This window comes from Streptomyces sp. NPDC046203 (assembly GCF_040646255.1).
In the GTDB taxonomy this organism is placed as follows: Bacteria; Actinomycetota; Actinomycetes; order Streptomycetales; family Streptomycetaceae; genus Streptomyces.
In genome coordinates, this window is the sequence record NZ_JBEYZX010000009.1 from 88368 (window position 1) to 104789 (window position 16422).

Genomic DNA, 16422 nt, shown 5'->3' on the forward strand with positions numbered 1-16422 from the left:
CGGCGCGGGCCGTCCATACGGGGACGCGTCCCCGTATGATCGAGGAAGCAGCATCCGGCATGACGGGCAGGAGGCCGGGGAATCAACCCCCAGCCACCCGGTTCGCATGGCGGCCCGGATGGCGATTTGGCATTGAGGGCGGGTTTCACGGGGGCGATTCCCTGCCTATCCTGAAAGGGCCGCGAACCGGTCGCCCCCGCGACCGACGACTAGGAGGACCCCGTGCCGCTCTCGGAGCACGAGCAGCGCATGCTCGAGCAGATGGAGCGAGCGCTGTACGCCGAAGATCCCAAGTTCGCGACAGCGCTTGAGGGAAGCGGGCTGCGTACGTACACCCGGCGACGGGTCTACCAGGCAGCCGTCGGCTTCCTGGTGGGTATCGCGCTCCTCATGGCCGGAATGATCGCCCCGGATTACTGGATCATCAGCGTGGTGGGCTTTCTCGTCATGCTGGGGTGCGCGGTACTGGCCGTCACCGGCTGGCGCAAGGCGCCCAAGCCAGGCGAGCAGCCGCTGCGGGGAAGCGCCGGCGGTGGCCGGCAGGCCCGGCAGCGCCGCACGATGATGAACCGGATCGAGGACCGGTGGCAGCGTCGCCGTGACGAACAGCAGGGCGGTCACCACTGACCCGCCCCACCTGACATGACGAGAAGGCCCGCACCCCGGTGCGGGCCTTCTCGTCATGTCAGGAACGAGGAGGCAGGCAGTAGGCATGGCCCGGTTCCCACCGGCCCGCCCCGACTGCCGGCCCCAGGGGGCCGGACCGGGCGAGGCGCCTGGCACCCCGCCCGTCGTCCGTCGTCCGTCGTCCGTCGGAGTCCGTCGGAGGTCGGGGCGGCCCCGCAAGCCCCGTCCCCGCCCCCGCCCTACCGGCCACCCACGCTCAGGACGCCTTGCCCCGAGCCCGCGCCCCCGACAGCCGCGTCCGCAGCCACTGCCCCGCCCCCACCGAGGGCACCGCAGCCCGTACCGCCTCCCGCACCTTCTCCGCCCTGTCCCGGGTCGCCCAGACCACCCGTACCGCCGAGCGCGGCGCGAGCAGCGCCCGCAGCCGGACCCGGCGGGACGCCGCGAGCCGGAAGCCGTTCCGGACGATCCGCGCCTGCTTCGCCAGACCGTCCGCCGGGCGGGGCCGCGGGGCGTAGAGGAGCTCCTCCACCGCGCCCGCCGCCCGGTGCACGGCCTCGGCCGCGTCCTCGGGCAGCTCGCCCAGGCGCACAAGGCGCTCGGCCGTCGCGCGCGGGGTCCGCGACTCGTCGGGCGCGACCCCGTGGTCCCAGGCCGTGTCGTTGATCTCGCGCCACACCGCGAGCACCCCGCCCGAGGGACCCAGCCGCCGGGCCCGGACCCGGGTCCGCCACAGCAGTGGCAGCAGCGGCAGGGTGAGCACCAGCACGATCCCCACGGCCAGCCAGACGATCCGGGACAACGGCATGCCGCCGTCGTCGAAGGCCGCCGCGCCCACCGCCTGGTCCGGCCCGCAGTCGCCCTGGTGCTTGGCCTGCGCGGTGCAGCCCGCGGCGTCGCTCGGCGCGGCCGAGGGCTCGTCGCTCGGACCGGCCGAGGGCGGGGCCGACGGGGCCGCCGTGTCACCGGAGGACTGCTCGCGGGTGTAGGCGGGGGTGGAGCCGCGCGAGGGCGTCGGCTCGAAACGGGCCCAGCCGACGCCCTCGAAGTACAGCTCGGGCCACGCGTGCGCGTCCCGGATGCCGACCGAGACCGAGCCGTCGGGCTGCGGGGTGCCCGGCATGAAGCCGACGGCGACCCGGGCCGGGATGCCCAGGGAGCGGGCCATCGCCGCCATCGAGAAGGAGAAGTGGACGCAGAAGCCCTCCTTGTCCTTCAGGAAGCGGGAGATCGCGTGCACACCCGTGCCGGAGGCGACGTTCACGTCGTAGCGGAAGCCGCCCTCCGAGGCGAACCAGTTCTGGAGCTTCACGGCCCGCTCGTAGTCGTCACGGGCCCCGCTGGTGACCCGCAGGGCCGTCTCGTGGACGTCGGCGGGCAGCGAGGACGGCACCCGGGTGTACTCGCGGCGCAGCTCCGCCGGGGCGGCCGGGGCCGCCGCGAGCTGCCCGGCGGTGGGCCGTACGTCCAGGCTGGTGACCGTGTAGCGGGCGCCCTTGGTGCTCTGGCCGTTGTCGCCGACGAGCATCCGGCCCGCCGGCTCGTACCGCCAGCTGCCGTCGATGGAGACCCGGGACGCCGGGAACGGCATCGGCAGCCACTTCTGCTCGTACGCCGTGGAGGCCACCAGATTGGTGGTGGTCTCGCCGGTGTCGACGTTCTGGGAGAGCCCGATGGGCCGGGGCAGGGTCCCGGGCAGGTCCTGTACGGGGCGCACCGAGGACTTCCAGGAGGTGCCGTCGAACTGGTCGAGGGCGACGAGCCGCAGGTAGAGACCGCTGTTGTCGACAGCGTTCGTACGGTAGCGGAGCACCTCGCGGTCCTCGGGCTGGCGCAGATTGTTCTGCAGCGAGACCAGCGGGTTCACCGCCGAGATCGTGCCGCCCTTGCCGCCGCCGGAGCCCGGGCCGCTGCCCGGGCCGCCGAGGAAGCCGCCGCTCAGACCCGGCAGGACCAGCGGCACCACGAGCGAGACGCCCAGCGCGACCGCGCCGATCCGCCGCCCGGTGCGGGCGGGCGCGGACACCGAACCGCCGTCGCCGGCCGCGGCGCCGGGCCGCCCCGGGCGCTGGGCGCCGCCGAAGACCCGGCCCCAGCGCGAGAGCCGGTCCCGGCCCTCGGCGAGGAGCAGCAGCAGATACCCGGCGGCGGCCAGCGGGAAGAACAGCCACCCCGCGTCGCCGCCGGACAGCCCGGCGGCCACCGAGTACAGCGCGAGTAGCGGTAGCCCGGCCGGGGCCGCGCCGCGGAAGGTCACCGCGAGCGTGTCCACAAGGAGTCCGATCACCGCGACGCCGCTGACCAGGAGCAGCCGGATGCCGGCGGTGCTGGGCGCGGGCGGCGCGTACGTCCCGACGTCGTTCACGCCCTCCTCGAAGAGCCGCGCGAAGGCGCGGACGGCGTCCGGGCCGGGGACGAGCCAGCCGAACGCCTCCGCCCGGGCGAAGAGCAGCGTCAGCGCGAGCACGGTCACGAGGAGCTGCGCGCCGATCGTCAGCGGGCGGGCCAGCGGCACCCGCCGGGTCAGGGCCCCGACCAGGCTTTGCAGGCCCACCACGAACGCCGCCGTGAAGATCCAGGTCGCCGGCTTCACCAGCGGCAGCAGCGCGGCCGACGCGGCCATCGTCGCCCCGTACGCCGCCAGTGTCAGCCGTCCGCGCCCGCTCATGACCGGCCTCCGTACGTGTTGCCGGCCTTGGAGGGCCGGGCTGTCGCTCCGTAGGCCGCCAGTGTCAGCCGTCCGCGTCCGCTCATGACCGGCCTCCGTGCGTGTTGTCGGCCTTGGAGGGCCGGGCCGTCGCTCCGTAGGCCGTCGGCGTCGGCCGCCCGCGTCCGCTCATGACCGGCCTCCGTGCGTGTTGCCGGCCTTGGAGGCCCGGGCCGTCGCCCCGTACGCCGCCGGCGTCAGCCGCCCGCGCCCGCACCCGCTCATGACCAGCCTCCGTACGTGTCGGCCGAGGGGGCCTGGGTCGGCGTCCCGCCGGCGAGCTGCCACAGATCGGCGAGCCGGTCGCCGGGGGCCACCGGGAACGCCAGCCAGCCGGCCTCCCGCAGCTGCCGGACCCGGTCCTCCACGGCTCCGGCGACCGCGCCGCCGGTCAGCCAGGTGCCGGAGTCCAGGACGAAGGCGACGGCGGCGCCGTGCCGCTGCCGCATCCGGGCCGTCAGTGCCGTCTGGTCCTCGTCGAGGTCGCCGAAGAACGCCACGAGCAGCCCCTCGTGCCCGCCGCGCAGCACGTCGAAGGCGCGCGAGAGCCCGGCGCCGTCGGAGTGGTCGATCACCGCGAGGGTGTCCATCAGCAGTCCGGCGGTCTCGGCCTGGTCGTGGCCGGACCCGGCGAAGCCCTCGGCGCCCTCGCCGGGCACGCTGCTGCCGGTGTCGGTGAGCAGCCGTACCGAGAAACCGCGCTCCAGCAGGTGCGTGAGCACGGACGCGGCGCCGGACACGGCCCACTCGAAGGCGGAGTCGGGGCCGCCGCCCTCGTAGGCGAGGTCCCGGGTGTCGAGCAGCACCGTGCAGCGGGCCCGCTGCGGCTGCTCCTCGCGGCGCACCATCAGCTCGCCGTAGCGGGCGGTGGAGCGCCAGTGGACCCGGCGCAGGTCGTCGCCGTGCCGGTAGGCGCGCGGAATGATGTCGTCGTCGCCGGCCAGCGCGAGGGACCGCTGCCGGCCCTCGCCGTAGCCGTTGGACTCGCCGCCGAGGCCCACCGCGGGCAGCGGCTCGGTGCGCGGGACGACGGTGAGGGTGTCGTACGCGCTGAACGAACGGGTCAGTTCGCACATCCCGAACGGGTCGCCGAGCCGCAGCTGGAGCGGGCCGAGCGGAAAGCGTCCGCGCAGGTCGGAGCGGACCCGGTAGGACACCTCGCGGCGGCCCGATGCCTCGACCCGGTCGAGGACGAAGCGGGGCCGGGGCCCCAGCATGTACGGCACGTGGTCCTGGAGCATGAGCAGCCCGGTGGGCACCCGCGAGACGTTGTCGACCCGCAGATGGACCCGGGCCTCGGAGCCGGTCTCGACCCGCTGCGGGGCGAGCCGGCGGCTGCCCGCGACCCGGTAGCGGGTGCGGTGCGCGGCGACGACGCAGATCAGCGGCAGGGCCGCGAGCAGCAGCCCGACCCGCAGCAGATCGGCCTGGCCGAGGACGTACGCGCAGCCTGCGGCGGCGACCCCGGCGGCGAGGAAGGACCGGCCCCGGGTGGTGAGCCCGGCGAACGCGGCCCGCAGCCCGCCTCCGCCGCCCCCCTCGCCGTCCGCCGCGGGCTCCGAAGGGGCGGCGGCGGTGCGCATCACGGCCGCCGGGTGTCGGACTGCCGGGGGCCGTAGCCCGGCCCGGCGGGCCCGGCGGACTGCCCGGGCGGCCCGGACTGCGCGTGCGGCCCGTGCGACCCGGCCTGCCCGTGCGGTCCGGACTGCGCCGGCGGCCCGGGGTAGGCGGGCGCCGTCGCCGGGACCGGGGTGCCCTGGAGGATGTCGTCCACGACCTGCTCGGCCGTACGCCGGTTCAGCTGGGCCTGCGCGGTGGGCAGCAGCCGGTGGGCGAGCACCGGGGCGGCCAGCGCCTGGACGTCGTCGGGCAGCACGTACTCCCGTCCGGCGAGCGCGGCGGACGCCTTCGCGGCCCGCAGCAGATGCAGGGTGGCGCGCGGGGAGGCACCGAGCCGCAGATCGGGGTGGGTACGGGTGGCGGTGACCAGGTTCACCGCGTAGCGCCGTACGGAGTCGGCGACGTGCACCGCGCGCACCGCCTCGACCAGCTTGAGCACGTCGTGGGCGTGGGCGACCGGCTGGAGGTCGTCGAGCGGCGAGAGGGCACCGTGCGTGTCGAGCATCTTCAGCTCGGCCTCGGGGCTCGGGTAGCCCATGGACACCCGGGCCATGAACCGGTCGCGCTGCGCCTCCGGCAGCGGGTAGGTGCCCTCCATCTCCACCGGGTTCTGGGTGGCGACCACCATGAAGGGGCCGGGCAGCTCGTACGACTGGCCGTCGACCGTGACCTGGCGCTCCTCCATGGACTCCAGGAGCGCCGACTGGGTCTTCGGCGAGGCCCGGTTGATCTCGTCGCCGATGACGATCTGGGCGAAGATCGCGCCCGGCTTGAACTCGAACTCGTGCCGCTGCTGGTCGTAGATGGACACCCCGGTCACATCCGAGGGCAGCAGGTCGGGCGTGAACTGGATCCGCCGGACCGAGCAGTCGACCGACCGCGCCAGCGTCTTGGCCAGCATGGTCTTGCCGACGCCCGGCACGTCCTCGATGAGGAGATGCCCCTCGGCGAGCATCACGGTCAGCGCGAGGCGCACGACTTCGGGCTTGCCCTCGATCACGCTCTCCACCGACCGGCGGATCCGCTCCGCTGTGGTGGTCAGATCCGTGAGGCTCGCTCGATCGTCAAAGGTCGTCACCCGGCCCTCCTCGGCCCTTTCGCAGCACCGACACCTGCCCCCGGCGCGAGGCCGGGGGGTGTCACCGTGCATTGTTGTCACCGGGACCGGTTCGTGTCACTCGCCCGTGACACGACTGGGACAACAGCGAGTGGAATGCCGGGGTTTGGGGCCTTACGCCGTCGTGGCGCGCGGGTTGACGCGCGGGCCCCGCCCGCGCCCGCCCCCTACGCCCGAGCCTGCCCCGCGCCTACTTCTCGGACGCGGTCTTACCGGCCTCGGCGGTCTCACTGGGCTCCGCCGGGTCGATCTCGCGCAGCCGGCCCGTCGTCACGTCGAAGACGAAGCCGCGCACATCGTCGGAGTGGAGCAGGAACGGCGAGGTCCGCACCCGCCGCATCGACTGCCGGACGTCCTGGTCGACGTCCCGGAACGCCTCCACCGCCCACGCCGGGCGCAGCCCGACCTCGTCCTCCAGCTCGTGCCGGAAGTCCTCGGTGAGGGACTCCAGACCGCAGTTGGTGTGGTGCACCAGCATCACGCTGCGGGTGCCGAGCGCCCGCTGGCTGATGGTGAGGGAGCGGATCACGTCGTCGGTGACCACACCGCCCGCGTTGCGGATGGTGTGACAGTCGCCGAGCTCCAGACCGAGCGCGGCGTGCAGGTCGAGCCGGGCGTCCATGCAGGCGACCACGGCGACGCGGCGCACGGGCCGGGCGTCCATTCCGGGGTCGGTGAAGTCGGCGGCGTAGTGCCCGTTCGCCCGGACGAGCCGGTCGATGACCGTGCCCTCGGTGCTCGTGGCGTCTATGGCGGCGGCGGAGGAGTGCGCGGAGGCAGAGGTCGACATGACGTCGACGTTAGTGGCCGAGACCCCTCCGAGCCTGCTGTGAGAGCGGACAAAGAGCGTCAATGAACCTTGTTGTGAGCCAACCCACAGGGAGGACAGGACGGGTCCGGACGGGTGAACCGTACGGAATCGGCGGCCGCGCCTCCCGGACCGGGCGACGCGCCAGCCGGTTGATTGACCGGGGGGTCCGGTGGACTAAAGTGGCGCGAAGTTCACAGGAGACATCGCGCGATTCCCGCCGTTTCTCCCCGTACGTGCGGCGGTACCTACGGCTCGGCCCCCTGTCCGCTCGCCGGTGGTACCCGATCTCCGCCGGATCTGAGAGGGCGCTTTGAGCAACGACCGACACGTCCCGGTGATGCTCCAGCGGTGCCTGGACATGCTGGCTCCCGCCCTGGAGCGCCCCGGCGCGGTCGTCGTCGACTGCACCCTCGGCCTCGGCGGGCACAGCGAGGCGCTGCTGAGCCGCTTCCCCGAGGCGCGGCTCGTCGCCCTCGACCGCGACAAGGAGGCCCTGCGGCTCTCCGGCGAGCGGCTCGCCCCCTACGGGGAGCGCGCCACCCTCGTCCACGCGGTGTACGACGAGCTGCCCGAGGTCCTCGACCGGCTGGACATCCCGCGCGTCGACGGCGTCCTGTTCGACCTGGGCGTCTCCTCCATGCAGCTGGACGAGGCCGACCGAGGCTTCGCCTACGCCCAGGACGCCCCGCTCGACATGCGCATGGACCAGACGACCGGCATGAGCGCGGCCGAGGTCCTCAACACCTACCCGGCCGGCGAACTCGTCCGCATCCTGCGGGCGTACGGCGAGGAGAAGCAGGCCAAGCGGATCGTGTCGGCGGTCGTCCGCGAGCGCGAGCGGGAGCCGTTCACCAACAGCGCCCGGCTGGTCGAGCTGATCCGCGACGCGCTGCCGCAGGCCGCCAAGCGCACCGGCGGCAACCCGGCCAAGCGCACCTTCCAGGCCCTGCGCATCGAGGTCAACGGCGAGCTGTCGGTCCTGGAACGGGCGATCCCGGCGGCCGTGAAGGCCCTCGCCGTGGACGGCCGGATCGCCGTCCTGTCGTACCACTCGCTGGAGGACCGGCTGGTCAAGCAGGTGTTCGCGGCGGGCGCCGCCAACACCGCGCCGCCCGGCCTGCCGGTCGTACCGGAGCGCTACCAGCCCCGTCTGAAGCTCCTCACCCGCGGCGCCGAACTCCCCACGGAGGAAGAGATCGCCGAGAACCGGCGCGCCGCCCCCGCCCGGCTGCGGGGGGCGCAGCGGATCAGAGAGGACGAGGCGTGAGCACCCCGCGCGCGGCCGTACGCCCCGCGGCGGGGAAACGCGCCGGGGGAGCGCGGCGATGAGCGGGCGCGGCCCCCTCAAAGGGCGGGCCGCCCGGCTCGGCAAACTCATGCCGTCCGGGCCCAGTACGGCGGCCCGCACCCCCTTCGTGCTGCTCGTCGTGGCCCTGCTCGGCGGCGGCCTGATCAGCCTGCTGCTGCTCAACTCGGCGCTCAACCAGGGCTCGTTCCACCTCAGCGAGCTGAAGCGGAAGACCACCGAACTCACCGACGAGGAACAGGCCCTCCAGCGGGACGTGGACGACAGCGCCGCCCCCGACGCCCTGGAGCGCCGGGCCCGCGAACTCGGCATGGTGCCCGGCGACAGCCCCGCCTTCCTCGACCAGGACGGCAAGGTCGTCGGCGTCCCCACCGAGGCCCCCGCGCCCACGGCCCCGCCCGAAACAGCGCCCTCCCGGGACCTCTCCCCGGAACCCTCGCCCCGCCCGGCCGCGCCCGTCTTGGAGCCCCCGGCCGCCGACGCGACCCCGCCCGCCTCCGCCGCCCCGACGACCTCCGGCAGGTGACCCGTGCCGTCCAAGGAGCCCCCGCGCCGCCGCGTTCCCGGCCCCGCGCGCCCCGCCCCCCAGCGCCGCCCCGCGGCCTCCGGCAGATCCGGCCAGGGAGCAGCGGGCTCCTCGGGCCGGCCGTCCGGTAAGTCCCCGGGCGGCTCCGGACGGCGCCCGGCCCCGCCCCGCCGCCCCGCCGCCCGTCCCGCCGCCAAGGCGCGCACCATCCGGCTCGGCAGCCCCAAACCCCGCCTCCGGCTGGTCTCCTTCGGCCTGACCCTCGTCATGCTGGTCTTCGTCGTCCGGCTGCTCCAGGTCCAGGCCGTGGACGCGAGCGCGTACGCCGCCAAGGCCGAGAAGCACCGCTATCTGGAGTACACGCTCCCCGCCGACCGGGGCGAGATCACCGACCGGGCCGGGATCGCGCTGGCCGCCAGCGTCGACGCGTACGACATCACCGCCGACCCCAAGCTCTTCACGCCCGAGGACGCCAAGGTCAAGGACGCCCCCGAGCAGGCCGCCGCGCTCCTCGCGCCGGTGCTCGGCAAGGAGCCCGCCGAACTCGCGGCCAAACTCCGTACCCCCAAGTCCCGCTACACCGTCCTCGCCCGCAAGCAGACCCCGCAGGTCTGGAACCAGATCAAGGACCTGAAGAAGGTCTACGAGCAGAAGGCGGCGCCCGCGAACGGCGGCAACGGCGTCAACCTGCTCGGCGGGGTCCTCAGCGAGCCGGTCACCAAGCGCGTGTACCCGAACCGTGAACTCGCCGCCGGGATACTGGGATACGTCAACGCCGAGGGCCACGGTGCCGGCGGCGTGGAGACCATGCTCGACAAGGAGCTGTCCGGCAAGGACGGCAAGATCCGCTTCGCCCAGTCAGGCGGCCGCCGGGTGCCCACCGTCGGCTCCCAGGGCACCCCCGCCGTGCCCGGCTCCGACATCGAGCTGACCATCGACCGGGACATCCAGTGGGCCGCCCAGCAGGCCATCACCGACCAGGTGCGCGAGTCCCGGGCCGACCGCGGCTACGTCGTCGTCCAGGACACCCAGACCGGCGAGATCCTGGCCCTGGCCAACTCGCCCGGCTTCGACCCCAACGACCTGTCCGCGGCCAACTCCACCGCCATGGGCAACGCCGCCCTCCAGGACGCCTACGAGCCCGGCTCCACCAGCAAGGTGATGTCCATCGCCGCCGTCCTGGAAGAGGGGGCGGCCACCCCCGACACCCATGTCACCGTGCCCAACCGGCTGCACCGGGGCGACCGGCTGTTCCACGACGACATCGACCACCCCACCTGGTACCTGACCCTCAACGGCGTCCTGGCAAAGTCCAGCAACATCGGCACCATCCTCGCCACCGGCCAGCTCGGCAAGACGCAGCCCCAGTCCAACAAGGTCCTCTACGACTACCTGCGCAAGTTCGGCGTCGGCCGGCCCACCGGGCTCGGCTACCCGGGCGAGACCCCCGGCATCCTCGCCAAGCCGCAGGACTGGTCGACCTCGCAGCAGTACACGATCCCCTTCGGCCAGGGCCTGTCCCTCAACGCCGTCCAGGCCGCCTCCGTCTACTCGACCATCGCCAACGGCGGGACGCGCATCGAACCCACCCTGGTCCGCGGCACCAAGGGCCCCGACGGCCGCTTCACACCGGCGCCCGCACCGGAGCGCAACCGGGTCGTCAGCGAGAAGACCGCCACCACCCTCTCCCGGATGCTGGAGTCGGTCGTCGACGACCAGGAGGGCACCGGCACCAAGGCCGCCATCCCCGGCTACCGGGTCGCCGGCAAGACCGGAACCGCCAACCGGGTGGACCCCGAACTCGGCCGCTACAAGGGCTACACCGCCTCCTTCGCCGGGTTCGCCCCCGCCGACAAGCCCCGCGTCACCGTCTACTGCGCCATCCAGAACCCCACCAAGGGCAGCTACTTCGGCGGCCAGATCTGCGGCCCCATCTTCAAGAAGGTCATGGAGTTCTCGCTCAAGACCCTCCACGTTCCGCCGACCGGCAGCCGGCCCGCCCGGCTCCCGGTCCTGTTCACGCCGTGACACTCCGGGAGCACCAGTGACAACGATCACCCCACCTTTCGGGAACCAGGAAGGGCATCCCGGCGGCGCCGCCGACCGATTTAGCCCCCCGGCGGGTCAGCCCGGTACGCTCACCGCCGTGTCACACGCCGATCAGCACCGAACCACCCCGCCCCGCCCGGAGCGGCAGCGCCCCACACCCCTGGGCGACCTCGCCGCGCGACTGGGCACCGAGCCTCCCGCCGCCCAAGGCGGCATCGAGGTGTCGGGCATCACGCACGACTCGCGGGCCGTCCGCCCCGGCGACCTGTACGCGGCCCTCCCGGGGGCCCGCGCGCACGGCGCCGACTTCGTCGCCCAGGCCGCCGGCCTCGGCGCCGCGGCCGTCCTGACCGACCCGGCGGGCGCCGAGCGCGCCGCCGCGACCGGTCTGCCCGTCCTCGTCACCGGGGACCCGCGCGGCGCGATGGGCGACCTCGCCGCCGAGATCTACGGCCGGCCCGGTGCGGACCTCCTCCAGATCGGCATCACCGGAACCTCCGGCAAGACCACCACCGCCTACCTCGTCGAGGGCGGACTGCGCGGCGCGGGCAAGGCCACCGGCCTGGTCGGCACCGTCGAGATGCGCATCGGCGACGAGCGCATCAAGTCCGAGCGCACCACCCCCGAGGCCACCGACCTCCAGGCCCTGTTCGCGGTGATGCGCGAACGCGGCACCGAGGCCGTCGCCATGGAGGTCTCCAGCCACGCCCTCGTGCTCGGCCGGGTCGACGGCTGCGTCTTCGACGTCGCCGTCTTCAACAACCTGAGCCCGGAGCACATGGAGTTCCACTCCGACATGGAGGACTACTTCCAGGCCAAGGCGCGGCTGTTCACCCCGGAGCGCAGCCGGGTCGGCGTGGTCAACCTCGACGACGCCTACGGCCGCCGGCTCGCCGCCGAGGCGACCGTCCCGGTCGTCACCTTCTCCGCCGAGGGCAGCCCGGAAGCCGACTGGCGCGCCGAGGACGTCGTCAGCGGCATGGCCGACTCCACCTTCACGGCCGTCGGCCCGGAAGGGGTACGGATCGAGGCCACCGCCCCGCTGCCCGGCCCGTTCAACGTGGCCAACACCCTCGCCGCGATCGCCACCCTCGCCACCGCCGGCATCGACCCGAAGACGGCCGCCGACGGCGTCGCCGCCGTCCCCGGCGTGCCCGGCCGGCTGGAGAAGGTCGACGCCGGCCAGCCGTTCCTCGCCGTCGTCGACTACGCGCACAAGACCGACGCCGTCGAGTCCGTGCTGCGCTCGCTGCGCGAGGTCACCCCCGGCCGGCTGCACATCGTCATCGGCTGCGGCGGCGACCGCGACACCACCAAACGCGCCCCGATGGGCGCGGCGGCGGCCCGGCTCGCCGACACCGCCGTCCTCACCTCGGACAACCCGCGCTCCGAGGACCCCCTCGCCATCCTCACCGCGATGCTCACCGGCGCCGCCGCCGTCCCCGCCGCCGAACGCGGCGAGGTCCTCGTCGACGCCGACCGCGCCGCCGCCATCGCCGCGGCAGTCGCCCGGGCCGAGCCCGGCGACACCGTCCTGGTCGCGGGCAAGGGCCACGAGCAGGGCCAGGAAGTCGCCGGGGCCGTCCGCCCCTTCGACGACCGTCAGGTCCTGCGCGAGGCGATCGAACGCCGGCCGAGCCGGCCCGACGCCCCACGTGCCCCCGGCACCCAGGACGACGCTCACCGTCACCAGAACAGTCAGGGATGAAGCAGTGATCGCCCTCTCCCTCGCCGAGATCGCGGAAGTCGTCGGCGGGCAGCCGCACGACATACCGGATCCGGCCCGCCAGGTCACCGGCCCGGTCGTCATCGACTCCCGGGAGGTGAAGCCCGGCAGTCTCTTCGCCGCCTTCGCGGGCGAGCGGGTCGACGGCCACGACTACGCCGAGCGCGCCGTCGAGGCGGGTGCGGTGGCCGTACTCGCCACCCGCCCCGTCGGCGTGCCCGCGCTCGTCGTCGAGGACGTCCAGACCGCGCTCGGGGCCCTCGCCCGGTTCGTCGTCGAACGCCTCGGCACCGATGTCGTCGCCCTCACCGGCTCGGCCGGCAAGACCTCCACCAAGGACCTGATCGCCCAGGTCCTCCAGCACCACGCGCCCACCGTGTGGACGCCGGGCTCCCTCAACAACGAGATCGGTCTGCCGCTGACCGCGCTCACGGCCACCGCCGAGACCCGTCACCTCGTCCTGGAGATGGGCGCGCGGGGCATCGGTCACATCCGTTATCTGACGGGGCTGACCCCGCCGCGGATCGGTCTCGTACTGAACGTGGGCAGCGCCCACATCGGCGAGTTCGGCGGCCGTGAGCAGATCGCCCTGGCCAAGGGCGAGCTGGTCGAGTCCCTGCCGGCGGCCGAGGACGGCGGCGTCGCCGTCCTCAACGCCGACGACCCGCTCGTGCGCGCCATGGCCTCCCGTACCCGGGCGAAGGTCGTCCTGTTCGGCGAAGCGGACGAAGCGGCCGTACGTGCCGAGAACGTCCGTCTCACCGCCACCGGACAGCCCGCTTTCCGGCTTCACACACCCACCGGGTGCAGCGACGTGACGCTGCGCCTGTACGGTGAGCACCACGTGTCGAACGCGCTCGCCGCGGCAGCCGTAGCCCATGAGCTCGGTATGTCCGCCGCGGAGATCGCCACCGCGCTTTCCGAGGCAGGCACCCTGTCGCGCTGGCGCATGGAGGTCACCGAGCGTCCGGACGGCGTGACGATCGTCAACGACGCCTACAACGCGAACCCCGAGTCCATGCGAGCCGCCCTGCGCGCGCTCGCGGCCATGGGCAGGTCTGGACAGGCCGAGGGATCCCGTACGTGGGCGGTGCTCGGCCCGATGGCCGAGCTCGGTGACGAGGCGCTCGCCGAGCACGACGCGGTCGGACGGCTCGCCGTCCGGCTCAACGTCAGCAAGCTCGTCGCGGTCGGGGGCAGGGAAGCGTCCTGGCTGCAACTGGGCGCCTATAACGAGGGTTCGTGGGGTGAGGAGTCGGTGCACGTGTCCGACGCGCAGGCGGCGATCGACCTGCTGCGCAGTGAGCTGCGGCCGGGGGACATCGTCCTGGTGAAGGCATCCAGGTCGGTGGGTCTGGAGCGGGTCGCCCTGGCACTGCTCGAGAACACCGGCGAGGGCGAGGTCGCCGGCCGATGAGGCAGATCCTCTTCGCGGGGGCCATCGGGCTCTTCCTGACCCTGATCGGCACCCCGCTGCTCATCAAGCTGCTCGCCCGCAAGGGATACGGCCAGTTCATCCGCGACGACGGCCCGCGCGGCCACGCCGGGAAGAAGGGCACGCCCACCATGGGCGGCATCTCCTTCATCCTGGCCACCCTCATCGCGTACGCCCTGGCCAAGGTCATCACCGGCGAGGACCCGACCTACTCGGGTGTCCTGGTGCTGTTCCTGATGGCCGGTATGGGTCTGGTCGGCTTCCTCGACGACTACATCAAGATCGTCAAGCAGCGTTCGCTGGGTCTGCGGGCCAAGGCGAAGATGGCCGGACAGCTGATCGTCGGCATCGCGTTCGCCGTGCTGTCGCTCCAGTTCGCCGATCTGCGCGGCAACACCCCGGCGTCCATGAAGCTGTCCTTCATCACGGACTTCGGCTGGTCGATCGGCCCGGTCCTGTTCGTGGTCTGGGCGCTCTTCATGATCCTGGCCATGTCCAACGGCGTGAACCTGACGGACGGTCTGGACGGCCTGGCCACCGGCGCGTCGGTGATGGTCTTCGGTGCCTACACCTTCATCGGTCTGTGGCAGTTCCAGGAGTCGTGCGCCAACGCCATGACCCTGACCAACCCGAACGCCTGCTTCGAGGTCCGTGATCCGCTCGACCTCGCGGTCGTCGCCTCCGCCCTGATGGGCGCCTGCTTCGGCTTCCTGTGGTGGAACACCTCGCCCGCCAAGATCTTCATGGGCGACACCGGTTCGCTGGCCCTCGGCGGCGCGCTCGCGGGTCTCGCGATCTGCTCGCGCACCGAGCTGCTGATCGCCGTCCTCGGCGGCCTCTTCGTGATGATCACCATGTCCGTGGTCATCCAGGTCGGCTCCTTCAAGATGACCCGCAAGCGGGTCTTCCGGATGGCGCCACTCCAGCACCACTTCGAACTCAAGGGCTGGTCGGAAGTCCTGGTCGTCGTACGGTTCTGGATCATCCAGGGCATGTGCGTCATCGTCGGCCTGGGCATCTTCTACGCGGGATGGGCATCCGAAAAGTGAGCGAACAGCCGGACTGGCAGGGCAAGCGGGTCACCGTCGCGGGGCTCGGCGTGAGCGGCGTTCCCGCCGCCCGTGCCCTGCGGGCCAGGGGCGCGGTCGTCACGGTCGTCAACGACGGCGACGACGAGCGCTCCCGGGCCCAGGCGGCCGAGCTGGAGGCGGCCGGGATCACCGTCCGCCTCGGCGACGGCGCGACCCTGCCGACCGGCACCGAGCTCGTCGTCACCGCCCCCGGCTGGCAGCCCGACAAGCCCCTGTTCCGGGCCGCCGCCGAGGCGGGCGTGGAGATCTGGGGCGACGTCGAACTGGCCTGGCGGCTGCGGGGCCCGGACGCGGCCCCGTGGCTCGCGGTCACCGGCACCAACGGCAAGACCACGACCGTACGGATGCTCGCCTCGATCCTCGAAGCGGCCGGTCTCAAGACCGCCGCCGTCGGGAACATCGGCGTCTCCCTCCTCGACGCCGTCCTCGGCGAGGAGAAGTACGACGTGCTCGCGGTGGAGCTCTCCAGCTACCAGCTGCACTGGGCGCCCTCGCTGCGCGCCCACTCGGGCGCCGTGCTCAACCTGGCGCCCGACCACCTCGACTGGCACGGCTCGATGGAGGCGTACGCCGCCGACAAGGGCCGGATCTACGAGGGCAACACGGTCGCCTGCGTCTACAACGTGGCCGACCGGGCCACCGAGGACCTGGTGCGCGAGGCGGACGTCGAGGAGGGCTGCCGGGCCATCGGTTTCACCCTCGGCACGCCCGGCCCCTCGGAGCTCGGCGTCGTCGAGGGCATCCTCGTCGACCGCGCCTTCGTCGCGGACCGGCAGAAGAACGCCCAGGAACTCGCCGAGGTCGCCGACGTCCAGCCGCCGGCCCCGCACAACATCGCCAACGCGCTCGCCGCGGCCGCCCTCGCCCGCGCCTTCGGCGTGGCGCCGCAGGCCGTACGGGACGGACTGCGGGCCTTCCGGCCCGACCCGCACCGCATCGAACTGGTCGAGGAGATCGAGGGCGTGGCCTACGTCGACGACTCCAAGGCCACCAACACCCACGCCGCGGAAGCCTCGTTGGCGTCCTACGACCCGATCGTCTGGATCGCCGGCGGCCTCGCCAAGGGCGCGTCCTTCGACGAGCTCGTCCAGGCGTCGGCGAAGCGGCTGCGCGCGGTCGTCCTGATGGGCAAGGAGCGCGGACTGATCCGCGAAGCCCTGGCGCGACACGCCCCCGAGGTCCCGGTCGTCGACCTCGACCGGACCGACACTGGGGCGATGTCCGCGGCCGTCCAGGAGGCGGCGGCGCTCGCCCGGCCGGGGGACACGGTCCTGCTGGCCCCGGCCTGTGCCTCGATGGACATGTTCGCCAATTACAACAAGCGCGGCGAGGCGTTCGCGGACGCCGTCCGCTCGCTCGCCGCGACCGGGCGCGCCTGACCTGACCAGTGACAAGGTCCCGGCCGCG

At 73.3% G+C, this 16422-nt stretch carries 12 protein-coding genes; 8 read left to right on the plus strand and 4 right to left on the minus strand.

Features of this window, described 5'->3' with window-relative positions; all coding sequences use genetic code 11:
- Positions 1 to 222: 222 nt before the first annotated feature.
- The gene (locus ABZ990_RS10450; protein WP_361228359.1) at positions 223 to 627 is read left to right on the plus strand and encodes a DUF3040 domain-containing protein; all 405 of its coding nucleotides are present in this window, start codon (positions 223 to 225) and stop codon (positions 625 to 627) included.
- Positions 628 to 883: 256 nt separating this feature from the next.
- Here ABZ990_RS10450 and ABZ990_RS10455 read toward each other — a convergent pair whose 3' ends face one another.
- From ABZ990_RS10455 to ABZ990_RS10470, 4 genes are all read right to left on the minus strand, one after another.
- On the minus strand, positions 884 to 3295 hold the full coding sequence (locus ABZ990_RS10455; RefSeq protein WP_361228361.1) for a transglutaminaseTgpA domain-containing protein: 2412 nt from the start codon (positions 3293 to 3295) through the stop codon (positions 884 to 886).
- A 260-nt stretch (positions 3296 to 3555) separates the two neighbouring features.
- On the minus strand, positions 3556 to 4917 hold the full coding sequence (locus ABZ990_RS10460) for a DUF58 domain-containing protein (RefSeq protein WP_361228670.1): 1362 nt from the start codon (positions 4915 to 4917) through the stop codon (positions 3556 to 3558).
- A complete protein-coding gene (locus ABZ990_RS10465) occupies positions 4917 to 6032 on the minus strand; it encodes an AAA family ATPase (RefSeq protein WP_361228363.1) in 1116 nt (371 codons plus the stop codon). Before ABZ990_RS10465 ends, ABZ990_RS10460 begins: the two co-directional genes overlap by 1 nt.
- Before the next feature lie 229 nt (positions 6033 to 6261).
- Positions 6262 to 6861, minus strand: a complete 600-nt coding sequence (locus tag ABZ990_RS10470) for a carbonic anhydrase (RefSeq protein ID WP_361228366.1) — start codon at positions 6859 to 6861, stop codon at positions 6262 to 6264.
- Between the two features lie 331 nt (positions 6862 to 7192).
- Here ABZ990_RS10470 and rsmH point away from each other — a divergent pair, with 331 nt between their 5' ends.
- The 7 genes from rsmH to murD are packed head-to-tail and all read left to right on the plus strand — an operon-like array spanning position 7193 to position 16394.
- Positions 7193 to 8149, plus strand: coding sequence for a 16S rRNA (cytosine(1402)-N(4))-methyltransferase RsmH (gene rsmH, locus ABZ990_RS10475; protein ID WP_361228368.1), 957 nt, complete (start codon positions 7193 to 7195; stop codon positions 8147 to 8149).
- Positions 8150 to 8207: 58 nt separating this feature from the next.
- Positions 8208 to 8714, plus strand: a complete 507-nt coding sequence (locus ABZ990_RS10480) for a cell division protein FtsL (protein ID WP_361228370.1) — start codon at positions 8208 to 8210, stop codon at positions 8712 to 8714.
- Positions 8715 to 8717: 3 nt separating this feature from the next.
- Positions 8718 to 10742: a penicillin-binding protein 2 gene (locus ABZ990_RS10485; protein ID WP_361228373.1), complete on the plus strand. Its 2025-nt coding sequence runs from the start codon at positions 8718 to 8720 to the stop codon at positions 10740 to 10742.
- A 16-nt stretch (positions 10743 to 10758) separates the two neighbouring features.
- Complete coding sequence (locus tag ABZ990_RS10490; protein ID WP_361228376.1) at positions 10759 to 12471, plus strand: UDP-N-acetylmuramoyl-L-alanyl-D-glutamate--2,6-diaminopimelate ligase; 1713 nt, start codon at positions 10759 to 10761, stop codon at positions 12469 to 12471.
- A 4-nt stretch (positions 12472 to 12475) separates the two neighbouring features.
- Positions 12476 to 13906: a UDP-N-acetylmuramoyl-tripeptide--D-alanyl-D-alanine ligase gene (gene murF / locus ABZ990_RS10495; RefSeq protein ID WP_361228380.1), complete on the plus strand. Its 1431-nt coding sequence runs from the start codon at positions 12476 to 12478 to the stop codon at positions 13904 to 13906.
- Positions 13903 to 14973 carry a phospho-N-acetylmuramoyl-pentapeptide-transferase gene (gene mraY / locus ABZ990_RS10500; protein WP_361228382.1) on the plus strand — a complete coding sequence of 357 codons (1071 nt, stop codon included), beginning with the start codon at positions 13903 to 13905 and terminating at the stop codon, positions 14971 to 14973. Before murF ends, mraY begins: the two co-directional genes overlap by 4 nt.
- On the plus strand, positions 14955 to 16394 hold the full coding sequence (murD, locus tag ABZ990_RS10505; protein ID WP_361228385.1) for a UDP-N-acetylmuramoyl-L-alanine--D-glutamate ligase: 1440 nt from the start codon (positions 14955 to 14957) through the stop codon (positions 16392 to 16394). The genes mraY and murD overlap by 19 nt, the downstream gene beginning before the upstream one ends.
- Positions 16395 to 16422 lie beyond the last annotated feature (28 nt).